Source organism: Paenibacillus sp. 1001270B_150601_E10 (genome assembly GCF_015558675.1).
Lineage (GTDB): Bacteria > Bacillota > Bacilli > Paenibacillales > Paenibacillaceae > Paenibacillus_B.
Genome location: NZ_JADMOL010000014.1, coordinates 57,247 through 79,965 on the forward strand (window position 1 = coordinate 57,247; position 22,719 = coordinate 79,965).

The window sequence follows — 22,719 nt, forward strand, 5'->3', positions numbered from 1 at the left end:
ACCCTGTGTTTGATGCTGATCTACAAATAAATAGGCGACTAGAATATGCCTCCTCATACAGGCAACCTATTAATTTGGAATAACTAGTCAGACATCTAACAATCAATGCCCTCAATCATTATCCCAAAATTTTACTCTGTTGGCAAGATTAATAAAGAGGAACTAATGACGATATCGTGTATAGGCTCAAAATAAAAAAACGATTAATGGATTCTAACAGAACGTAGCTAGAGTCATAATCGTTTTTTAGGTATATGAGATGTACATATTGCTGGCTCTACGGATTAGCTGGAACAGGTCCTACCGTTGAACGTGCAATGAATTGACACGGTAGTTCATGTTTCTCAACATCCGCGTTCCCATGCAAACGATATTGACGATAAAAGGTGTCAAAGGCCGTCGCACCGGCTTCGTAGCTTGCATAGTCAAAGGTTGAGAGCTCAAGCACCTTTGAGATCGGTATATTATCGAAACCAATCACAGATAGGTCAGCCGGCACCTCTAAGCCTTGCTTCCTCGCTTCAATAACAATGCCGCACGCGGCTTGATCTCCTGCTACGAGCAGCGCTGTTGGCCGTTCTGGCAGCTTCATGATCGACCGCAGCACCTCGGCACCTTGATCGAATTGATAGCAGTGGAAGAAGCAATATTCGGACCGGACGGTTTCCCCGGCGGACTCCAGTGCTTCTTCGTATGCGGCAAGACGCTTTTTGCTATTGTAGCTGTTCGGTCTGCCAAGGCAATAGCCAATACGGCGGTGTCCCTGTTCGATCAGGATGTTCATCGCTTCTAATGTACTCGCGTAAAAATTTGCATACACCGAAGATAAACGCTTCGATTCGTTATACTCACATACGACGATAGGGCCATATGGAGCATAGGATTCAAACAGCTTCCATTCTCCCTGCTTCGAGCAAACAATAATGCCGTCGACCAGCTTGTCTCGAAGCATCTGCAAAGCTCGTTCTTCCTCTTTGACGTCATAATTCGTCTGGCACAGCACAATATCATAATGCTGCTTAAGCGCGCGGGCAGAGATGCCTTCCAGCATGCCGGAATAATAGGGATGATTTGTGAAAGGAAGCAGGACACCGATCATGCGAGTCGCGCCAGTTGCCAGATTAACGGCATTGCGGTTAGGTGTATATTGCAGCTGATTAATCGCCTTCATTACGGCTTCTCGCTTATCAGCGGTTACATACGGATGATTATTCAGCACACGCGATACGGTGGATACCGATACGCCAGCAAGTTTCGCAATTTCTCGAATGTTCGCCATAGGATTCCTTTCCTTTGCCCATCACGAAGATGCTTTCCGACCTGTAGAAAAGTTCTGCTCTGAAGCAGTTCTTCGTACTGCAAGATATGATGCTGAATCTTTATTTTACCCTACAACATTCCATCCGTAAAAGTGGTTGACCTGAAATGCGTTTCATAGTTTATCCTTACATTAGCAGGTCGATCTGCTGTACGGGGCTGCTGCTTCGGCGTTACCGGTTTGGGCGTTACGGAGCCCGCCCCTTGTCAGCTATGGATAGGAAGCCATACCATAAAGAGAGAGAACAGCAGCATCAAGAATAAAAAAGGGAGAGTGTGAAGATGGCGATTCGTACTGTGTTTTTTGATATCGACGGAACGTTGTTAGACGAACAGAAGCAGATTCCTGAATCTGCAAAGCAGGCGGTTAGACTATTGCAGGAATCGGGAGTCGAGACCGTCATCGCAACCGGAAGACCTCCTGTGAACTTTGAATGGATTCGCGAGGAGCTTGGCATTCATTCCTATGTGAGTCTAAACGGAAACTATGTGGTGCGCGCGGGCGAGCTTATTTTTGATAACCCGATCCCAGCAGAACTCGTGAAGTCCTTCAAGGAAACAACGATGAAGAACGGACATGGTCTTGGACTCGTGTCCCATGATCAATATCGACTTACACTGCTCACGCATGAGGCAGAAAGCTGTCTTGGCAATCATGGATTAACGGTGCCAACCGTAACGCCTTCCTTTGATGAGGAGCATGCGATTTATCAATGTTTACTGTTTACAGATGAGGAGACGGGACGCGATTATGAACAGCAGTTCCCTAAGCTTCATGTCATGCATTGGGACGAGTTAGCTGCAGATGTACAGCTTCGAGGTTCATCGAAGGCGCTTGGCATCGAGCATTATTTGCAGGCTGCCGGAGTGAAGCGGGAAGAAAGCATGGCATTTGGCGATGGCATCAACGATCTTGAGATGCTTCAGTTCGTAGGCACAGGCATTGCAATGGGCAATGCAGGGGATGCGCTGAAGGCGGTAGCGGATAAAGTCACACTAAAGGTAAGCGAAGACGGCATTGCCGTTGCACTGCATGAATTAGGGTTAATTCAGCTGCAAGTATCGTGAGCAGAGATTTATAGTGTGGTGGTGCGACAAACGTAATAGGTAAGTGGCGCTATTATAGCAAAAAAGGCGGACCATGAAAGGTCCGCCTTTATTATTCCCGGATGAAACATGTCCAAGTTAAAAAAGAAAAGGCTGTTATCCTTCGCTCAATTTGGAACGGGTGGAACAATCAGGTGTCACAACAGCCTTAGCTTCTATTATTCGTTATTCGCCTCAATAAACGCATCGATTCGCGCGAGGACATCATCACTTACAGCCTCAAGCTTCGCTTGTGCGTCAGCATGCGATTCGCCTTGTACTGCGAAGTACATCTTGATCTTCGGCTCTGTCCCGGATGGGCGAAGGCAGAACCAGCTTCCATCTGCGAGATGGAATTTCAGGACATTCTCCTTCGGCAGGTCATATAGGCCAAGGCTAAAGTCTTCTACCTTTGTCATTTCAACACCGCATACTTCGGTAGGCGCTTCTTTACGCCAAGATTCCATGATGCTTGCGATAAGCTGTACGCCCTTCATGCCTTTCAAGGTGCGAGTGGCAAGCTTCTCTGCAAAGTAGCCGTAGGTATGGTACAGCTCTTGAAGGACCTCATACAGCGATTTGCCCTGCGATTTATAATACGCACCAGCTTCACTGATTAGCATGGCGGCAATTACCGCGTCCTTATCACGCGCATACATGCCTGCTAGATAGCCGTAGCTCTCCTCATAGCCGAAGATGAACTGATGAGAGCCTGTTTTCTGGAACTCCGTCATTTTTTCCCCGATATACTTAAAGCCAGTCAGTGTGTTGAATACGGTCATGCCATAAGACTTCGCAATTGCTGCCCCCATCTCGCTCGTTACAATCGTCTTCACAACCGCTCCATTAGAAGGTAGGGTACCTTTGTTTTGCATGGATTCGAGCAAATAATGCACCATGATCGCGCCGGATTGATTCCCGCTCAGGACGAAGTATTCGCCTTGATCATTCTTGATGACGGCCCCCATACGGTCAGCGTCTGGGTCGGTACCGATAATAAGATCAGCATTCCAATCCTTGGCTTGATGGATCGCGATCTCAAAGGCAGCATGCTCCTCAGGATTCGGAGATTGCACCGTAGAGAAGTTCGCATCTGGCTTCTCCTGCTCCGGAACAACATGCACCTTATGGAAGCCGATGCGGTCAAGCACAGCGCGAACCGGCATGTTGCCTGTGCCGTGAAGCGGGGTGTACACAATGCGGTAGTTACTGCTCTCCGCCTTAATCACTTCTGGATGCTGGCTGACTGCGGCAACCGCATCAATGTACGCCTTATCAAGCTCTTCGCCAAGCCATACAAGCAGGCCATCTCTCTCCGCCTGCTCGCGGCTTAGCTTTTTTACACCCTCAAAAGATTGTACGGCGCGAATCGCTTCAATCACGCGAGAAGCGGTCTCAGGGGTAATTTGCCCGCCATCTCCGCCATAAACCTTATACCCGTTGTACTCAGGAGGATTATGGCTTGCTGTAATCACAATTCCCGCATCCGCTTTCAAATAGCGTACTGCAAAGGAAAGCTCAGGGGTTGGACGAAGCGATTCAAACACATATGCGCGAACGCCATTTCCCGCAAGCACAAGCGCTGTCTCCAACGCAAATTCAGGAGAGAAGTGGCGTGAGTCGTAGGCGATGGCGACGGATGGCTCCTGGTGAGCTGCTGTAAGCGTCGCTGCTAATCCTTGCGTAGCTTTGCCTAAGGTGTATACGTTGATTCGGTTTGTCCCATATCCGATAACTCCGCGAAGTCCCCCTGTTCCGAATTCCAGCTCTTTATAGAAGCGATCTGTCATTTCGTCCTCTTGATTGCCAATGCTGCGAAGCTCTTCTTTTGCCTCTTCGCTGATTACGGGGCTATTCAGCCATGTCTGATAGGCCTCATAAGCTTGTTGTTGTACCGTCATTTTGGTCTCCTCCAGTCCCAATCCTCTATATATGAATCTATACTACACTCATGGCTGATCTTGCCTTAAGTCCCTTGGCGGCGCGGTGGAATCCCGTTCAATCAAGGTGGTAGGCAGCAGCAGTTCGGTAAAAGGAGCTTCAGGATTCTCCATTCTCCAGAACAGCTGTTCAACCGCCTTCACGCCATACGTCTCTAGATCAACGGACATCGTCGTGGTAGCCGGTGTTGCAATCTGAGACAGCTGGCCATTATCAAAGCTCACGACGCTGACATCATGAGGAACCTGATAGCCTAACAGATTAAGCGTGGAAATGGCAAGAAAGCCAAGGCCGTCGTTGACGCAGAACCAAGCAGTCGGCTGTTCGCTTAGGCCGCTCATCTTCTGCATAATGTCTTCCTGCTGCTCTAGGGCATCGTGAATAATCCATCCCGGATTCACGTCAAGCTCCAGTTCGTAATGAGCAAGATTAAAGCCCTCAAGCCGCTCATAGTAGCTAGGCGAGAAATTAATATTCCCGATGAACCCGATGCGGCGATGACCAAGCTTGTACAAATACTGAACGACATGATAGGCGCTGAAACGATTGTTGGTCAAAATGCAGTCTGCATGAACATCCGGATGATGATGATCGATCAGGACCGCGGGAATGCCGGCCTCAATGAGCGTGTTCATATAAGGAGTGCTCAGATGAGACAGAATGAGAATGCCGTCTACCGTTTTATTTTGAATAAAAGGAGGGAGCGCAAGCTCGTCCTTCATCTCTTGTGATATCGATTGAATAAGCAGGTGTTTGCCGCGCTTGCTTGCTTCCTTCTCGATCGTCAAATAGATCTCGCCAAAGAAGTTTCTCTTCGAGAAAGCAAAGTCAGTAGCAATAAGGGCAATATTGCCTGTTTGCATGCTATCGGCTGTTGCTTTTCGCCGCTTGCCGCGAAGATAGGTATATCCCATCTGCTCGGCTGCCTCCAAGACGAGCTTCCTTGTCTCTTCGCTGACGCCATCCTTGCCGGATAGGGCCTGAGAGACGGAATTCTTCGACAGCTGCAAGCGATCTGCAATATCCTGCATCGTTATTTTAGGCTTCGTCAAAATGATACGTTCCTTTCCAAATGCGAAAATTTAGAAAAAGGTTTATCCATAGTATGTCGCATAAATCCAAGGTTGCTAACCTCATACTATATTAGAAATTATGCCAGAAAACACAAAATTACAAAATAGACATTACAAAATTAATTGTAACGTTACAAAGATCATTAGTAAAGTGACTTTAAAATGATTCACATATTGTGACGATATCGAGAATTGAATGACAAAACGAAAAATTGGCGTTTATTGTCGTTGACAAACCGTTGTATATATTCGATAATGTGAAACAGCGCTTACAATAATCTTAAGTAATTATATTTTGTAACGTTACAAACATTAAAGTAATGTTTAAATTAAGTTGAAGGCATTTTGCAATTAGGGAGGCTATATCAACATGAAAAAGAAACTTTCACTTATTCTTGCTTTAACGATGGTGTTCAGTGTACTTGCAGGTTGTGCGAAGGGCGGAGGTACGGAGAGCGCAGACGGAGTCACTACGATTGAATTCTGGGCAGCGCCAAACCCAACTCAACAAGCTTTCTGGCAGGAGATGGCTGACAAATACGCAACGGTTAACCCTAAGGTTAAAGTAAATGTAAGCGCGATTAAAGAATCTCCAAGCTCTGAAGCAAGCATTCAGGCTGCGATCGCAGGCGGCAACGCACCAACGATCTCTGAAAATATTAACCGCGGATTTGCCGCTCAATTGTCCAACAGTAAAGCGCTTGTAGCACTTGATGAGCTTCCGCAATTCAAAGAGATCGTAGATGCGCGCAACATGACAGAAACGATTAAGCCTTGGGAGTTCGCTGATGGACATCAATATGTGCTTCCAATCTACTCCAACCCGATGCTGATCGGCTGGCGTACCGATATTCTTAAAGAAATCGGCTATAACGAGCCGCCAAAAACATACAGCGAAGTGCTGGATGCGGCGAAAAAGCTGAAAGCTAAATATCCAGACAAATTCATGTGGGGTAAAGGTGCCGATTTGGCTGACCCTACAGCATGGAAGCGTTGGTTCGACTTCTTCATTTTGTATAACGCTGCTTCCGACGGCAATAAGTTTATCGAGGGCTCCAACTTTGTAGGAGACGAGAAGGCTGGCGTAGAGATGCTTACGTTTGTAAGTGAACTTGTTAAAGAGAAAGCAGTGCTTGCAAAACAGGCAACCGATCCATTTGAGACAGGCCTAGGCGTATTCACGGATATTGGTCCTTGGACATTCGATATGTGGAAAGAGAAATACCCTGAATTGAAATTCAAAGAGAACTTTGATCTGACATTGCCGCCTGTACCAGACAATGTGGATCCAGCGAAATCCAAGACGTATGCAGATGCTAAAGGTCTTGTCATCTTTGCAGGTGCGCCAAAAGAAAAACAAGAGGCAGCTGCGGAATTCCTGAAGTGGGTATACTCCGACAGTGCAAATGATGTGGCTTGGTTCGAAAAAACCAATCTGCCTCCAGCACGTGATGATTTGATGGAACTCCAAGCGTTCAAAGATGTTGTTGCTGAGAAGCCTGAGCTTGGACCGTTCGCAGAGGCAGTGTCCAAAGCAGTTCCTTCTATCGACAACCCTCGCTTCAATGAACTGCAGACATTGATTGGTTCTGAAGCATTCAACAAAATTGTTCGTGGCGAAATTGATCCACAAACGGCGTGGGACAATATGAAGAAAGCCATTGAAGGGGAACTTCAGCAATGATTGACAAACAAAATAATCGGTTGGGCTGGCTCTTTGCCAGTCCCTACCTTATTTATGGACTTATATTTTTCCTAGGTCCACTGCTATGGTCGTTCTATCTTGCCTTTACAAACTGGGACTTGATTGCACCGACATATGATTTCGTTGGATTGAAAAACTTCACGAAGGCATTGGCTTCACCAGGTGTACAGGCCTCTTTCTGGGTTACGTATAAGTTCATGATGCTATTCGTACCGCTCGTAACGGTTATGTCTCTCGCTGTAGCAGTATTGGTGCAGGGATTGCCAAAGTTCAAGAGTTTGTATCTGATCGGCTTCTTCCTGCCATACCTGTCTTCAGGGGTTGTATCGTCCCTGATTGCAAAGGGCTTCTTGTCTTACAACAGCCCTGTTAACACTTTTTTGCGCAATACATTCGGGTTAGATATTGACTGGCTCGGAACGCCGATCTCGGCTCTTGCGATTGTTGGCATTATTCTAGCTTGGAAATTCACGGGCTATTATGCGCTTATTCTAACTTCGGGTCTTGAGAGCATTGATCGTGAAGTGTATGAGGCAGCCGCCATTGACGGCGTTACGAATCGCCAGCGATTCTGGAGAATTACGTTGCCGCTGTTGTACCCAGCTCTATATACAACCTTGATTCTATCCTTCGGGGTAACGTTCGGGATCTTTACAGAGGTGTACCAATTAACAGGCGGCGGACCAAACTATGCAACGAATACGTGGCAGATGGAGATCTACAGTCAGGCCTTCAAGAACCTGCAAGCGGGGTATGCATCCGCAATCGCCATTATGGCGTCCGTAGTGACCTTTATCTCCATTTTCGTGATTCGAAAACTTCTGGAAGGTTGGGGTAAACGAAATGGTTGGGTCTAAAGAAAAAAGCAAGCTGCGTCTGACAATCCGATACATCATTGCTTCAGCACTCCTGCTCGTGATGGTCTATCCGTATCTGTACATGGTGTTGAACTCCTTTGCAGATTGGACGCAGATCGATAAGCAGCTCGTGCCGTCGAAATTTACGTTCAAGTCGTACGAATGGCTGTTCACTGGCGGTGAGGTCGGCATTGCTAGACCGTGGGTGAACGCATTCTTTAACAGTATAATCGTATCCGTGGCATCCACAGCCTTGATGATGGTGTTCGGTGTCATGGTCGCATACGCCTTATCCAAGCTGAACTTTAAAGGACGCGACACGGTGAACAACTTCGTGTTGTTCCACATGTTCTTCCCAGCGATCATCCTGCTCATTCCTCAGTTTCTCGTGATTCAGAAGGTAGGGCTATATGATACGTACTGGGCCATGATTATTCCAAAGGCTGTCAGCCTATGGGCAATCTTTATGTACACGAACTTCTTTAAAGCGATTCCGACCGTATTTATTGAAGCGGCGAAGCTGGATGGGGCATCGGACTTCAAGATTCTATATCGCATAATGATGCCGATGTCGAAGTCCATTACAGCTGTTATCTTCTTGTTCTTGCTGATGGAACGCTGGACAGAGCTCTTGTGGGATATGCTCGTTGTGCGCAGCGACAACATGCTGACGCTGAACGTGCTCTTGTCCCAAATGTTTGGACCTTACGGAAGCTATCCAGGTCCGCTGTATGCGGCATCCGTTATTCTTACCGTTCCGATTATCATCATGTTCGCGATCTTCGGTAAGAAGTTCAAGGAAGGCATGCAGTTCAGTCTGAAATAAAAGGGCATGCATTCGTCTGCATAGAGGAAGGCACTAGCTTACAAGCGGCTGGATTCACATGCAGACGTGCATCGCTTTTACACTAGAAAGGTTTAGACACCATTTCGATGCTTGGGAAAGGACAGCTGAAATGGTTTGAAAGGAGCAGAGGAGATGGATTCAAACGTTCCATGGTGGCGTCGTACCGCCTTCTACGAAATATACATGCCAAGCTTCTGTGACGGCAATGGAGACGGTATTGGCGATTTCAGAGGAATAGCCTCGAAGCTTGATGATCTGAAGGCTTTAGGGATTGGCGGCATATGGCTAACCCCGTTCTACAAGTCGCCAAAAGTTGATAACGGCTACGATATTGCTGACTATTACGCAATTGATCCTGATTACGGAACTTTGGAGGACTTTGAGGCTTTCATCAAAGCTGCTCATGAACGTGATATTCGCGTCATCGTGGATCTTGTATTGAACCATACGTCTTCTGCACATCCGTGGTTTCAAGCGTCCAAATCTTCGAAGGATCACCCGAAGCGGGATTGGTACATCTGGAAAGACCCTGTTGATGGCGGCATGCCAAACAACTGGGAATCCTTCTTCGGAGGGCCAGCTTGGGAATACGACGAAGCAAGCGGGCAGTATTACTATCATGCCTTTGCCAAAGAGCAGGTTGATCTGAACTGGGCGAATTCAGAGGTTAGAGAAGCCATGAAAGACGTCATGGGCTTCTGGCTGGATAAAGGCATAGATGGATTCCGTCTTGATGTCATTAACTTTTTAAAAGTATCGGGTCAATTCCCGGACAATCCTTATCAGGACAACGGTGAACAGGATCATCGATACGATAAGGATCAGGATGGAATTCTGGATGCGATTCGGGAAATATGCGAATTTGTCCATCAGCGTGAGGGCGCCTTTATGGTTGGCGAGGTTGGATCCGAGGAGATGCCGCTATTGAAGCAATACAGCGGTAATGGCCTTCTTGATGTCGTATTCAACTTTAATCTCGGCAGCCAAGAGACGTATCAGCCAAGCAAGCTGATTGAGCAAATTCTTCTCATGGAAGAGGTACATCGTTCGGATCAGGTCCCAACGTTATTTTTCAGCAGTCATGATATGGCAAGGCATATCAGCCGCTTTGGCGAAGGAGATCCTGAGCTTGAAGTGCTTCGCGCGAAGCTGATGGCAGCCTTCATGCTGACAGGCAAGGGAGTGCCTTTCCTTTACTACGGCGATGAGATTGGCATGCGGGACTATTACTCCCTTCGGATTGAAGATATGAGGGACATTCAAGGCTTAACGCATTATGATCTCGCCATAGAGGAAGGGCTGTCAGAAGATGAAGCATTAACGCGTGCGAATGAAAAGAGTCGTGACAAGTCGCGTACCCCGATGCAGTGGGACGGAAGCGAATATGGCGGCTTCTCTCAAGTAAAGCCGTGGATCGCGATGGGACCTCGCCACGATGAGATTCACGTCGCAGCGGAACAATCTAATCCAGATTCGATTTATGCGTATTATCAACAGCTGCTTATGCTTCGCCGAGTTCATCCTTCGCTTGCAGAGGGAGGCTATTCCAGAATTGAGCGAGAGGGAGAGGCGTTGATCTTCACGAAGATCGTCTCGGATGATATCTCGCTTGTTGCACTCAACTTTGGAGTAGACCCTGTGGAAATAGATCTGTCAGAAGTGAAGAAACATGCCCTGCAGCTTGCAATCACCTCACAGCCTATTGACGATCGTCAAACAGGTGATAGGGCAACATTGCCGGGTTATACTGGCGCAATATGGACCACCCGCAATTAAATCAATCGTACAAGAGATGTTGATCTTATTTTAGTTATTTCATTATATAAAGCGAAGATAAAGAGCGCGATTTTTGGATAGGAAAAGGAGAAATCCATCATGGCATTGCACAAGTCCGATGTGAAAACGTGTGAAACGTTATTGAAGGAGTACTTGGATAAGGCTCCGCTTGCCAAAGACCCAGTAAAGCTGAACTTCACTGGTGTTGGCGATAAGGATGTCTATAACATTACGGCTCCCTTTGAAGATCAAGGAGAGCCAGTTATCGCAGGTCGCGTGGAGTCTCGGGACAGCGAACATTCTGAAATTCATTTCTTTGTCGAAAAAGATGGTGCATGGGTACCTCGCGAGGGTGCGCCTGTGTTTACTCTTCAAGATCCATTCTTCACCTTTATTCAAGGTGAGCTTGTCCTAGGCGGTGTTCAAATTTATCCGCATCCTACACAAGAGAATGCGTTGATGTGGCGGACCGTATTCTACAAAGGCAATAGCATTCAAGAGCTAGCTCCATTCTTTGTTGGTCCAGATGCCATGAAGGATCTTCGTCTTGTGGAGCTTCCTAACGGAGAGATCGGCGTCTTTACTCGTCCTCAAGGAGAAAAGGGCGGCCGCGGAAAGATTGGCTTTACGACAGCGAAGAGCCTGCAAGATCTGTCTATCGCACTTGTAAATGAGGCTCCGCTGCTTCAAGGGCAATTTATTGATGAGGAGTGGGGCGGAGGCAACGAGCTTCACATCCTAAGCAATGGTCTCGTTGGTGTTCTTGGACATATTGCCTCCTTTGATGACGAGGGCAATCGTCACTATTATCCAATGGCCTTTGTTCTTGATCCGGCAACGGGAGAGCATTCCGACATGGAGCTGATTGCGATTCGCGACAAATTCCTCCCAGGTGCAACGAAGCGACCGGATTTGGTCGATGTTGTATTCAGCGGTGGATTGGTGCGCAAAGCGGATGGAACAGCAGATTTGTATGCAGGCATCAGTGATGCTGAAGCGCATCGTTTGACGATTCAAGATCCCTTTTTAACATTTGAGCAAAATTAAGCCTTAGGATTGGAGTACGACACCATGAATATCTATAGATACGAAGAGAACCCAATGATTACACCTGCTGATGTCAAGCCGCATCGGGATGACTTTGAAGTGATTGGCGCATTCAATGCAGGCGTTGCGGAATACAATGGGGAAATTCTGCTGCTGCTTCGCGTGGCAGAGCGTCCGATCAGCCATGATCCAATGATCGTGAAAGCCCCTGTATATAATGTGGAAACGAAGCAGCTTGATATTATCGAGCTGCGTACAGATGACGAGCGCTACGATTTTTCTGATCCACGTGTGATTCGCAATGTATCGAAGAGCTCGACGTTTGAGTATTTGACCAGCTTGTCCTATATCCGCGTTGCGCGCAGCAAAGACGGCCACAACTTCACGATTGATGATGAACCGTTGGTATACCCATCCCAATCCCTTGAGACATTTGGCATCGAGGATCCGCGTGTGACCCAAATCGGGGATACGTATTACATCTACTTCTCGGCTGTCTCTCCAGTTGGCGTTGGCGAATCCATGGTATCGACGAAGGACTTCAAGAACTTCACTCATCATGGCATGATCTTTGGTCCTGACAACAAGGACGTATTGATCTTCCCTGAAAAGATCAACGGCAAGTACTATGCGCTGCATCGTCCAACGACGAAGAGCACAGGTAATCCGGAAATGTGGATTGCTGAATCCGATAATCTGCTGTATTGGGGCAACCATAAGCATCTTGCAGGTCTTCGTGAAGGCATGTGGGACAGCGGCCGCATGGGCGGAGGCGCCGTTCCATTCAAGACGGAAAAGGGATGGCTCGAGCTTTATCATGGTGCAACACTCGATCATCGCTACTGCATGGGAGCGCTACTCTTGGATCTGAATGATCCATCCAAGGTGATTGCTCGCTCCGAGCATCCGATTATGGAGCCGGATGCAGAATATGAGAAGAACGGCTTCTTTGGCGACGTTGTGTTCTCCTGTGGAGCGGCCGTTCATGGCGATGTTGTGAAAATGTACTACGGCGTTGCCGATACATCGATGGCATGTGCGGAACTTAGCGTACAAGAAATTCTGGACAGCTTAAAATACGAATAGAAATCACGGTGCAGTTGTGGAATAATGAGATGTTGCAGCACCGTAATATAGTGAGCGCCAAGGCCCTGCGGGAGCCTTGGCGTTTCGCGCACGATAGGAGAGCATCATGAGAATATCAGACAATTGGAAGCTCCGGGATTTTAATGTGGGAGAAGCAAAGGATCTGGAAGTGGCCTCACCGGAATTTATCGATTATTTTTGGATGACGACGAAGGTGCCGGGTGATGTCCATTCAACCCTGATGGAACGTGGTGTGATCGATAACCCTTTTTTTGGGCATAACGATCAGAATTGCCGGTGGGTTGAAGAGAAAGTATGGTGGTATCGAACGGTATTTACCCATGATGAGGATGTAGAACCTGGAGCGGGAGAGAGAATGGAGCTCATCTTCGAAGGGCTCGATACCTTTGCAACGGTGTATCTGAACGGCGTAGAGCTCGGCTCTACAGACAACATGTTTATCGAGCATGCCTTTAATGTCACGCGCGAGCTAAAGAAGGGGAAGAATACGCTTGCTGTGAAGATCGATCCTGCGCATCTGCATGCAGAGAGCAAGAAGCAGTACTACTGGTCCGGCTTCAGCAAGAAGCGGATTTGGACCCGCAAGGCACAAAGCCATTATGGCTGGGACTGGGGACCTCGCCTTGTATGCGCAGGCATCTGGAAGGATGTTCATCTTGTGAAGCGCACGAAGGCTGCCATTCAGGATGTGTTTGCACGCACGACTGCTGTGGATGAACAGAAGGCTGCAATCGATGTAACCTTAAACATTCAAGCTTACGACCGCAAGGCAGGCTACTCTGCACAAGTGATGCTGAAGAATCAGGAGGGCCAAGTCGTCAGTGAAGCGCTGCTTCAAGTGGATCAAAACGAAGGTGTTCACATTGACGGAGCAATTATTGCTCAGGGCTTAAGCGGTCAGGCTACCCTGCATGTCCATGATCCCATACTATGGTGGACGCATGATCTGGGAGAGCCTTACTTGTATCAGCTGGAGGTTAAGCTGCTTACCGAAGATCAGGCGATTGATCAGTACACGCAGTCTTTTGGCATTCGTACGCTAGAGCTGATGCTTCATAACGAAGAAGGAGAGCATGCCTTTACCTTCAAGCTGAATGGCGTCAAGCTGTTTGCCAAAGGGGCGAACTGGATTCCGATCGACAGCTTTATTGCATCCGTTCCGGACGAGCGTTATACGCATCTGTTGACGATGAGCCGAGATGCCAATATGAATATGCTGCGCGTTTGGGGCGGCGGCATTTACGAGCGCGATATTTTCTATGCGGAATGTGATCGTCTTGGGATGCTTGTATGGCAGGATTTCATGTTCGCCTGCGCCCTCTATCCGGATTACAATCGCAACTTCATGGATAATGTGAAGCGTGAAGTCGAGCAGGTCGTCAAGCGTCTTCGCAGTCGAACCTGCCTTGCCCTTTGGTGCGGCAACAACGAGAATGACTGGCTGTATGAAGCGCTTCATGCAAGCGGCGAGATTCCGCATCCCTTCTATGGAGAGAAGATCTATCATGAGCTTATGCCTGCCCTGATGGAGGAGCTGGACCCGACTCGATTGTTCTGGCCAAGCTCGCCATATGGAGGCAATGATCATAATTCGCGCGAGGTTGGGGATACCCATAACTGGCAGGTGTGGCACGGCAATATCGAGCCACGTGTATTTGGAGAGCCTCAACTGCAGGATTACAGCGTAGAAGGCTTGTCTTTTAAAAAATTCAAAACGGATAACACGAAGTTTGCCAGCGAATTCGGCATGCATGCTTCTTCGAACCGTTATACGCTGGCGAGCAATATTCCAGCTCAAGAATTCTATTGGGGCAGCGAAGAGATGATGTATCGCAACAAGGATATGCATCATCCGAAGGGCATTCTGCTTATGGAAGGCTATACCGGCGCGCCAAGCGATATGGAGGAATATATGAACTTCTCCATGCTTACCCAAGCCGAAGGCTTGAAGTATGGCATTGAGCATTATCGCCGCAATAAGCCGCAGACAAGCGGGGCGCTGTTCTGGCAGTTGAATGACTGCTGGCCGGGCACGAGCTGGTCTGTGATTGATTATTATGGCCTGCCGAAGGCTGCTTATCATTACAGCCGCAAATTTTTCTCGCCCGTGCTGTACACCGTTGATCATGATGCGGATCAAGAGTTGTTAATCTGGGCGCTCAATGATCGTAAAGAAGTGCTTCAGGATGAAGTGATCCTGAAGGTATGTACGGTGGATGGAGATATTCTATGCCAGCATGAGTATTCTATTGAAGTGTGTGGCAATAGTAAACGGCTAATGGAGGTTATTCCGGAGAAGGATCTTCTTCATGGGGCAGATCCTTCGACTATTGTTGTTGTGCTACGCTCGAAGAATGGACTCTGTGAAGATAATTTTGTCTATTTGCGGGATCATAAGGATATGACCTTCCTGCCAGCAGAGCTGCAGATTGAAGTCGATGAGGATGAAGGGCTCGTTCGAATCCAAACGAATTGTCTTGCGCGCATGGTGAAGCTTGAGCTCGAGGCAGCTTGGATCGTGATGAGCGACAATTTCTTTGATCTTCTGCCAGGGGAAGAGAAGGTTGTTCGAATCACTTCAAGCGCGGGCAAGCCTATTCCGTGGCATACGCTTAGCGTCTCAGCTATAAACGGGAAGACGCAGGACTAAGGAAGAGATGAAGTGAATTTGTCTCCTACTGATGGACGCCAACGAAAGATTTCCTTTATAATGGGCTCAACCTAAATCTAAGGCCAACCATCTATAAGGAGGCGTTACCTATGCAAGCATTTCAATTTCAGAATCCAACCAAGCTTATCTTTGGAACCGGTCAAGTAGCGAAGCTGAGAGAAGAACTGGCACCTTATCAGCGTATTCTCTTGGTGTATGGTAGCGGAAGCATTATGCGGAATGGCTTGTACGATCAGGTAACCGCGATTCTTGCAGATATGAATCTTCATGTCATAGAGCTTGCAGGAGTAGAGCCTAATCCAAGGCTTCATACTGTGCACGAAGGCGTTAAGCTGTGCCTTGAGCACGACATCGATTTCATTCTCGCTGTAGGCGGAGGTAGTGTAATTGACTGCGTAAAGGCAATTGCTGCAGGAGCCAAGTATGAAGGCGATGCGTGGGATTTCTTGACGCGTCGTGCCATACCGAAGGCAGCACTGCCGATAGGTACGATCCTGACGATCGCGGCTACGGGCTCGGAGATGAACGGATCATCCGTCATTACCAACTGGGAGACGAAGGAGAAGCTTGGATTCGGAAGCCCGCTTGTCTATCCAAAGTTCTCCATCTTGGATGCGACGTATACGAAGACGCTGCCGAAGGATCAGACGGTGTATGGCATGATCGACATCATGTCTCACGTGTTCGAGAACTACTTCCATCATGATGCGGATACGCCTATTCAGGACGGCTGGATGGAGACACTGCTGAAAACGGTGATTGAGACCTCGCCTAAGCTGGTCGAAGACTTAGAGAATACGAAGCTTCGTGAAACGATCCTGCTAAGCGGTACACTGGCTCTTAACGGCATGACGACGATGGGTGTTCGTGGAGACTGGGCGACGCATAATATTGAGCATGCGGTGTCCGCTGTGTATGATATCCCGCATGGCGGCGGATTAGCGATTCTATTCCCGAACTGGATGAAGCATGTGCTGAAGGAGAATCCAGCACGCTTTAAGCAGCTTGCGGTCCATGTATTTGGAATCAATGCCGAAGGCCTTACAGATGAAGAGGCCGGGCTTGCGGGAATCGAAGCGGTAAGGGCATTTTGGAACTCGATCGGCGCACCAAGCCGCTTGGCTGATTACGATATAGATGATACGAAGCTTGAGGAAATGGCCGATAAGTGCCTCAAGTTCGGTCCATTTGGCGGCTTCAAGAAGCTTGAACGAGAAGACGTTCTGACCATTTACCGAGCATCCTTATAATAAGGAAGCGATTGGAAGATGATACCCGGTCCATGTTAAGACGGGCCGGGTTTGTCATGCTTCTCTTGAAGTTCCAATAATCCCATTTTGACGAAAAAGGCAAATCAGCGTATCATCATAAAGAATAAGGGTTCATGGGCATGTTAATGTCAAAGGAACCTTAAGGAATAACCTCTCTTGGGCATTGACGTGAAGCCTACTCTTGTTTACGATATAAGAATTGAATTGAAGCTGAATCAAGGCTTTATTATTGCCGAAATCCTCCCTCAAGGAGTTTTTCATAGAACTTGAACATTAAGATTTAGGAGGCACATTGATGAGCAAGCACCATGAGATGATTGTCGTTCTCGACTTTGGTGGACAGTACAATCAATTGATCGCACGCCGTATCCGTGATCTAGGCGTATACAGTGAGTTGATTCCATTTAACACTCCAGCGGAGAAGATTAAGGAAATGAATCCGAAGGGGATCGTGTTCTCTGGCGGACCGGCTAGTGTATATGAAGAGAATTCCCCGATGGTTGACCCAGCTGTTTACGATATGGGACTTCCGATTCTAGGCATTTGCTACGGCATGCAGATGATGTCTCATCAGTTGAAGGGTAAGGTTATGCGTGCAGGCAAGCGCGAGTACGGAAAAGCGGATGTTGTCTTCCAGGATAACAGTCTCTTGACGAAAGGCTTGGATGCAAGCCAAACGGTATGGATGAGCCACAGTGATAAAGTGGTTGAGCTTCCTGAGGGCTTTCGTATCGATGCAAGCACAGAGCATGCTCCAATTGCTGCAATCAGCCATCCGGAGAAGCGCTTCTTCGGCGTACAGTTCCACCCAGAGGTTCGTCACTCTGTGAACGGTAATGAAATGCTCAAGAACTTCTTGTTCGAAGAATGTAAATGTACGGGCGACTGGACGATGGAATCCTTCATCGAAGATAAGATCCAAGAAATTCGCGACCTTGTAGGCGATCGTAAAGTACTGTGCGCGCTTAGCGGCGGTGTAGACTCCTCCGTAGTGGCAGTATTGATCCACAAAGCGATCGGCGACCAATTGACTTGTATGTTCATCGACCACAACTTGCTTCGTAAGGATGAAGCAGAAGGCGTGATGGAGACATTTGGCGGCAAGTTCGATATGCACGTGATTAAGATCGATGCTCGCGAGCGCTTCATGAGCAAGCTTGCTGGCGTATCTGATCCTGAGCAAAAGCGCAAGATCATCGGTAACGAGTTCATCTTCTGCTTCGACGAAGAGTCTGCGAAGCTTGGAGACTTCGACTTCTTGGCACAAGGCACGCTGTATACGGATATCGTAGAAAGTGGTACAGCAACCGCTCAAACGATCAAGTCTCACCACAACGTTGGCGGTCTTCCTGAAGACATGAAGTTCCAATTGATCGAGCCATTGAACACATTGTTCAAGGACGAAGTTCGTAAAGTGGGCGAAGAGCTCGGCATTCCACGCGAGATCGTTTGGCGTCAGCCATTCCCAGGTCCAGGACTTGCGATCCGTGTCCTTGGCGAAGTGACAGAGGACAAGCTCAAGATCGTACGGGAGTCCGATGCGATCCTTCGTGAAGAAATCGCGAAAGCAGGCCTTGATCAAGAGATCTGGCAGTACTTCACGGCTCTTCCAGATATGAAGAGCGTTGGCGTGATGGGTGACGTTCGCACCTACTCCTACACCGTAGGTATTCGTGCGGTTACATCCATCGACGGCATGACAGCGGACTGGGCTCGTATCCCTTGGGATATCCTTGAGAAGATCTCTGTTCGCATCGTAAATGAAGTCGACAACGTCAACCGTATCGTGTACGACGTAACGTCCAAGCCACCAGCAACCATTGAGTGGGAATAATATAGGAGGCCCTAGAATTCTTAATCGTTAAGGATTCTAGGGCTTTTTTAGATTCTAATAACTTATCCAACTTGATATAGTTCATTCATCATATAATGGAAGTATTCATGTGAAAGGATACTCGAATATAGAATGAAAAAAACATGGGCAATTAAAGATTTTCATACAAACAAGGTGTTGTTTATTGAAGGAAGCAGCATTAAAGCAGCTATAGGTAATAAACATGTACACGAGATTCTTTCTTGCTTTGTTAACGATGGCGATTCGACAACCGTAACAGAATGGGGACTATCATACTGCAATAAGACGAATAAGGTACTGCTGGAAATTCTGTATCTTTCTAAAAAATTGGAATAAAAAATAGCGCTGTACATCGACGCGGAACCGGAAGATATCTTTGGCAGCGAACCATAAGAAGGATGGAAGAAGCCTTTTGCGTTTATCTTGTGCCAAACATCATAAGAAGCTTTCCATCCTCTTTTGCTAGCGCAATATATATGACTCCGCCTAGAGTTCCTGGAGGAAGTGTTCCTTCTATCATCCATGCTTCTGCAATAGGGTTATAGCTGATCGCAAATGGCGTTTCTTTTAGGATAGAAGGGTAATGATCCGCTAAATAGGGGAAGATCGCCGCTGCAGCTGCATGCATATCTGCAAGCTCACCAAAAGCGAAGTTGTTACCAAACCGATCTTGCTGAATAAGCGTATCGCGATCAGCAAAATAAAGCTCGAACCTTCCAATCAAGTGCTCATTATCCAGATCATGTTCCACAAGACCATATTCGATGACCATATCCTTTTGATGGACATTCCGCTTGCTTTTCTTCTTGTCGTTTACTTGTACGGTGATTTGATGGTCCCGAAGTCGGTTACGTTCTCGCTCCTGCTCCGCTGTCCATTTCTCCAAAGCATCCATGAAACTCATTATGAGTCACCTCTTATCCAGTTGCTCCATTTCTTACTGAATTATAGCACGGGTTTTAGTCTTGATTTGAATCCTACATGCAAAAAGGCCTGTAAGTCTGTACGAGAAGAGTCAAATATTGTGCAGGGAAGTTACATGCTTTTCTGCTATTATATTTACATATGTTCATTTCTATAGAACGGATATTACAGAAGGAATCTGCGATTGTTGATTCTCGATTCGTCCTGGAATATTCGTTACGGTCACATCGTTTGATTATCAGTGGGGAGTGAGATGAAGTGCACAGAACGTATCATGCATTGGACACGAAGGAAGTAGGCGTGATTAGAGGACGAGATGCGATATATATGGATGAATACATCTATTCGAGCCATAGCCGAAAGCTGACGCTAAAAGGCGAGTTCAACTACTCCTTGTTCAATGGGCAGGAGCCTGAGGAAGGAGAAGAGCTGATCCCGTTTGTATGGACGTTCCATAATGTGCTTCATGTTGAGAGTACGGAACTTGACTTCTACAACCAAGAGCGCCTAATCGAGGCGTCGTTTGGTTTAATTCAGCCCTCTGCAAGACTTGAAGCGATGCGTCAGGAAAGCAATGCCAAGCTGTCCGAGGAGCACCGTCACTTTGTGATTGCGACCTATGATGAGATCATTGAAGTGATTGCCTCCATGGATTATACGTTGTTAATACCTTAGTTGGAGAACGCAGCAAGCTGGAAGTCAATTGGAATTTATTTGGGGTTGTCAAGCGGGAGAAACCCTCCTATAATCAATAACAATTCAATACGGATCACTGGATGAAGTTTGCGGGAGATAGACACCGTCTAGCCGAAGGGGATAAGCTCTCAGGCGCTTATAGGTAAAATGCAGGATTGCATGTTTAACCTATAGCAGGACCGTAAATGGACAGGACTCTGGAGAGACTCCTCATAAGGAGCACCGAAGGGGCAATACGCAAAGCATGGCTTTCGTTCATGAAGTGCGTGCAAACTCTCAGGTAAAAGGACAGAGATCGCAGAAAGTTTTTTTGAAATGTCATAAAATGTGAATTCGTTCACGTTATATGGTTGTATTTCTGCATCAAATGTCCCCGGAGTCAAATCAATGGATTTGGCTCTTTTTTATTTGGTTTGGTACAAATAAGAGACAAAGGGGAAATGGACATGGAATGGTTGGAACAGGCACTGCAAGCAGTAAATACTTGGGTATGGGGGCCGCCGCTGCTCATCCTTCTCGTCGGAACGGGGATTTTGTTGACCATAAGGCTTGGATTGCTGCAGGTGTTTCGATTGCCGCTTGCATTGAAGCTGATATTCGGAGCAAAAAGCGAGGGAGAAGGCGATATCAGCAGCTTTGGAGCGCTAGCGACGGCGTTGGCGGCTACAGTCGGAACAGGAAACATCGTCGGGGTGGCAACAGCGATACAGCTGGGTGGACCAGGGGCGCTGTTCTGGATGTGGATTGCAGCCTTCTTTGGAATGGCCACCAAGTATGCGGAAGGCTTGCTAGCGGTAAAGTATCGAAAGGTAGACGAGAAAGGACAGATCTCAGGGGGGCCGATGTATTACATTGAACGAGGGCTTGGCCAACGGTTTAAGCCGCTTGCGATATTTTTTGCTTGCAGCGGGGTGTTGGTTGCTTTGTTTGGGATTGGGACTTTCCCGCAGGTCAATGCGATCGTCAGTTCGACTAGCACAAGTCTTGGCGTGCCTTCGATCGTAACGGCCATCATTCTCACGCTTGTTACCGCTATGGTGACGCTCGGAGGTATTAAGAGCATCGCGAAGGTAACAACTAAGGTTGTGCCTTTTATGGCCTTGCTCTACATTGGTTGTTCATTGGCGGTGCTGATCGTGTTCCGAGATCAAATCCCTCATGCTTTGAGCTTGGTTATTTCCAGTGCTTTTACGTCAACTGCCGCTCAAGGCGGGTTCCTCGGAGCGACGGTGATGTTAGCGATTCGAAGCGGGATTGCCAGAGGGGTGTTCTCGAATGAATCCGGACTAGGAAGCGCGCCAATCGCAGCGGCAGCGGCAAAGACCAAGTGGCCGGCGGAGCAAGGGCTCGTATCGATGACAGGAACCTTTTTTGATACGATCATCATTTGTTCGCTGACAGGCCTGACCTTGATCGTGACTGGTGCATGGAGCGGGTCGCTGAGCGGTGCTGCGATGACGCAAGCAGCCTTTGACGCAGCTATTCCCTATGGTTCGCTGATGCTCACGATCTGCTTGATCTTATTCGCGTTTACGACGATTCTTGGCTGGAACTATTACGGCGAGCGCTGCTTGGAGTATCTATTTGGCGTGAAAGCGATCATGCCGTATCGCATTCTATTCCTAGCGTTTATTGCGGTGGGCGCGTTCCTGAAGCTTGAGGTGATTTGGATTCTATCAGATATCGTCAATGGCTTGATGGCGCTGCCGAACTTGATTGCCCTGATCGGTCTATCGGGTGTAGTTGTTGCCGAGACGAAGCGATATATGAATCATTTGAAATCATAACTTAAAGCATAAAAAAAGAGCTTAGCCGCTGCTGCAGCGCTAAGCTCTTTCTTGTTTGTCAGGCCATCATCCTAGCGATAAGCTTATTGCTTTGAAAACAAATAAAGCGAGTAGTCCGTTTGCGGCCCCGGATGTCCTAGCTGCCGCAGCATCGCCGTCATATTGCCGCGATGATACGTTCCGTGATTCGCAACGTGCTGAACTAGCTCAGCACGGCTAGCTTGAAAGGCGCCGAATGCACAGATTTCCTCTGGATCTGCGTTTGCAAGCAGCTTATTGAATTCATCTCCCAGTTCAGAAAATAGCTGCTTCATGCCTTGGACGGATTGCCCCTTAGTGGTTGCTTCCTCTGTGTATCGCTCGGTAGAAGCTTGCAATGCTGCAATTGCATCTGGCGTCATCTCCTTGAAGCCTCTGTCAGCAAGTATAGCCAGCCAGCCGCGATCGATAACATATAAGTGCACCCATACATCATAGATGGATGGAAATACACTGTTTAGCTTCTCATGATACACGAGTACCGGCAGCTCCAGCAAATGTGCAAATACCTTTTCATTCGCCCATGCATGATAGTCGTACATGGCATATTCATTCTTTTTCAACGGTTATTCTCCTCTTCATAGCAGAGGGAACACGCAGTTTAAGGGGAATGATGCGTTACCCTCTAGGTTTATCCCCGCAAGCCTTTATCATCGTTTTCATCGAAAACGCCTCCTTTAGTGCATCTATGATTAGTATATAGCAAATAAGAGCCTAACC

At 47.6% G+C, this 22,719-nt stretch carries 18 protein-coding genes and 1 riboswitch; of the genes, 13 read left to right on the plus strand and 5 right to left on the minus strand.

Annotated elements, in window-relative coordinates:
• Positions 1 to 277: 277 nt before the first annotated feature.
• Positions 278 to 1,279 (minus strand): LacI family DNA-binding transcriptional regulator, encoded by a 1,002-nt coding sequence (locus tag I2H74_RS21410; RefSeq protein WP_195576282.1) that lies wholly within the window; start codon positions 1,277 to 1,279, stop codon positions 278 to 280.
• Positions 1,280 to 1,599: 320 nt separating this feature from the next.
• Here I2H74_RS21410 and I2H74_RS21415 point away from each other — a divergent pair, with 320 nt between their 5' ends.
• A complete protein-coding gene (locus I2H74_RS21415) occupies positions 1,600 to 2,385 on the plus strand; it encodes a Cof-type HAD-IIB family hydrolase (RefSeq protein ID WP_195576283.1) in 786 nt (261 codons plus the stop codon).
• Positions 2,386 to 2,582: 197 nt separating this feature from the next.
• Here I2H74_RS21415 and I2H74_RS21420 read toward each other — a convergent pair whose 3' ends face one another.
• Together I2H74_RS21420 and I2H74_RS21425 are read right to left on the minus strand one after the other, a co-directional pair.
• Complete coding sequence (locus tag I2H74_RS21420; RefSeq protein ID WP_195576284.1) at positions 2,583 to 4,304, minus strand: phospho-sugar mutase; 1,722 nt, start codon at positions 4,302 to 4,304, stop codon at positions 2,583 to 2,585.
• Positions 4,305 to 4,352: 48 nt separating this feature from the next.
• Entirely contained in the window at positions 4,353 to 5,375 is a 1,023-nt protein-coding gene (locus I2H74_RS21425) for a LacI family DNA-binding transcriptional regulator (protein ID WP_195576319.1), read from the minus strand.
• A 412-nt stretch (positions 5,376 to 5,787) separates the two neighbouring features.
• Between I2H74_RS21425 and I2H74_RS21430 the strand changes: the two genes are divergently transcribed.
• From I2H74_RS21430 to I2H74_RS21475, 10 genes are all read left to right on the plus strand, one after another.
• The gene (locus I2H74_RS21430; RefSeq protein ID WP_195576285.1) at positions 5,788 to 7,101 is read left to right on the plus strand and encodes an extracellular solute-binding protein; all 1,314 of its coding nucleotides are present in this window, start codon (positions 5,788 to 5,790) and stop codon (positions 7,099 to 7,101) included.
• Positions 7,101 to 7,979 carry a sugar ABC transporter permease gene (locus I2H74_RS21435; protein ID WP_324254130.1) on the plus strand — a complete coding sequence of 293 codons (879 nt, stop codon included), beginning with the start codon at positions 7,101 to 7,103 and terminating at the stop codon, positions 7,977 to 7,979. The genes I2H74_RS21430 and I2H74_RS21435 overlap by 1 nt, the downstream gene beginning before the upstream one ends.
• Positions 7,966 to 8,805: a carbohydrate ABC transporter permease gene (locus tag I2H74_RS21440; protein ID WP_195576287.1), complete on the plus strand. Its 840-nt coding sequence runs from the start codon at positions 7,966 to 7,968 to the stop codon at positions 8,803 to 8,805. The genes I2H74_RS21435 and I2H74_RS21440 overlap by 14 nt, the downstream gene beginning before the upstream one ends.
• A 153-nt stretch (positions 8,806 to 8,958) precedes the next feature.
• Positions 8,959 to 10,602, plus strand: a complete 1,644-nt coding sequence (locus tag I2H74_RS21445) for a glycoside hydrolase family 13 protein (RefSeq protein WP_229106922.1) — start codon at positions 8,959 to 8,961, stop codon at positions 10,600 to 10,602.
• A gap of 99 nt (positions 10,603 to 10,701) precedes the next feature.
• Positions 10,702 to 11,649, plus strand: coding sequence for an MTP-1 family protein (locus tag I2H74_RS21450; RefSeq protein ID WP_195576288.1), 948 nt, complete (start codon positions 10,702 to 10,704; stop codon positions 11,647 to 11,649).
• A gap of 24 nt (positions 11,650 to 11,673) precedes the next feature.
• The gene (locus I2H74_RS21455) at positions 11,674 to 12,735 is read left to right on the plus strand and encodes a glycoside hydrolase family 130 protein (RefSeq protein WP_195576289.1); all 1,062 of its coding nucleotides are present in this window, start codon (positions 11,674 to 11,676) and stop codon (positions 12,733 to 12,735) included.
• Between the two features lie 106 nt (positions 12,736 to 12,841).
• The gene (locus I2H74_RS21460) at positions 12,842 to 15,406 is read left to right on the plus strand and encodes a beta-mannosidase (protein ID WP_195576290.1); all 2,565 of its coding nucleotides are present in this window, start codon (positions 12,842 to 12,844) and stop codon (positions 15,404 to 15,406) included.
• 110 nt (positions 15,407 to 15,516) lie between these two features.
• Positions 15,517 to 16,677, plus strand: coding sequence for an iron-containing alcohol dehydrogenase (locus I2H74_RS21465; protein ID WP_195576291.1), 1,161 nt, complete (start codon positions 15,517 to 15,519; stop codon positions 16,675 to 16,677).
• Positions 16,678 to 16,993: 316 nt separating this feature from the next.
• Positions 16,994 to 18,532 (plus strand): glutamine-hydrolyzing GMP synthase, encoded by a 1,539-nt coding sequence (gene guaA, locus I2H74_RS21470; RefSeq protein ID WP_195576292.1) that lies wholly within the window; start codon positions 16,994 to 16,996, stop codon positions 18,530 to 18,532.
• A gap of 132 nt (positions 18,533 to 18,664) precedes the next feature.
• Positions 18,665 to 18,889 carry a hypothetical protein gene (locus I2H74_RS21475; RefSeq protein ID WP_195576293.1) on the plus strand — a complete coding sequence of 75 codons (225 nt, stop codon included), beginning with the start codon at positions 18,665 to 18,667 and terminating at the stop codon, positions 18,887 to 18,889.
• A gap of 82 nt (positions 18,890 to 18,971) precedes the next feature.
• Here I2H74_RS21475 and I2H74_RS21480 read toward each other — a convergent pair whose 3' ends face one another.
• Entirely contained in the window at positions 18,972 to 19,457 is a 486-nt protein-coding gene (locus I2H74_RS21480; RefSeq protein WP_195576294.1) for an NTF2 fold immunity protein, read from the minus strand.
• Between the two features lie 278 nt (positions 19,458 to 19,735).
• Between I2H74_RS21480 and I2H74_RS21485 the strand changes: the two genes are divergently transcribed.
• Positions 19,736 to 20,152 carry a hypothetical protein gene (locus I2H74_RS21485; RefSeq protein ID WP_195576295.1) on the plus strand — a complete coding sequence of 139 codons (417 nt, stop codon included), beginning with the start codon at positions 19,736 to 19,738 and terminating at the stop codon, positions 20,150 to 20,152.
• Positions 20,153 to 20,360: 208 nt separating this feature from the next.
• A riboswitch (glycine riboswitch) is annotated at positions 20,361 to 20,475 on the plus strand.
• Positions 20,476 to 20,619: 144 nt separating this feature from the next.
• Entirely contained in the window at positions 20,620 to 21,960 is a 1,341-nt protein-coding gene (locus I2H74_RS21490) for an alanine/glycine:cation symporter family protein (protein WP_195576296.1), read from the plus strand.
• A gap of 83 nt (positions 21,961 to 22,043) precedes the next feature.
• Here I2H74_RS21490 and I2H74_RS21495 read toward each other — a convergent pair whose 3' ends face one another.
• Positions 22,044 to 22,562: a DinB family protein gene (locus I2H74_RS21495; protein ID WP_195576297.1), complete on the minus strand. Its 519-nt coding sequence runs from the start codon at positions 22,560 to 22,562 to the stop codon at positions 22,044 to 22,046.
• Positions 22,563 to 22,719: the final 157 nt, after the last annotated feature.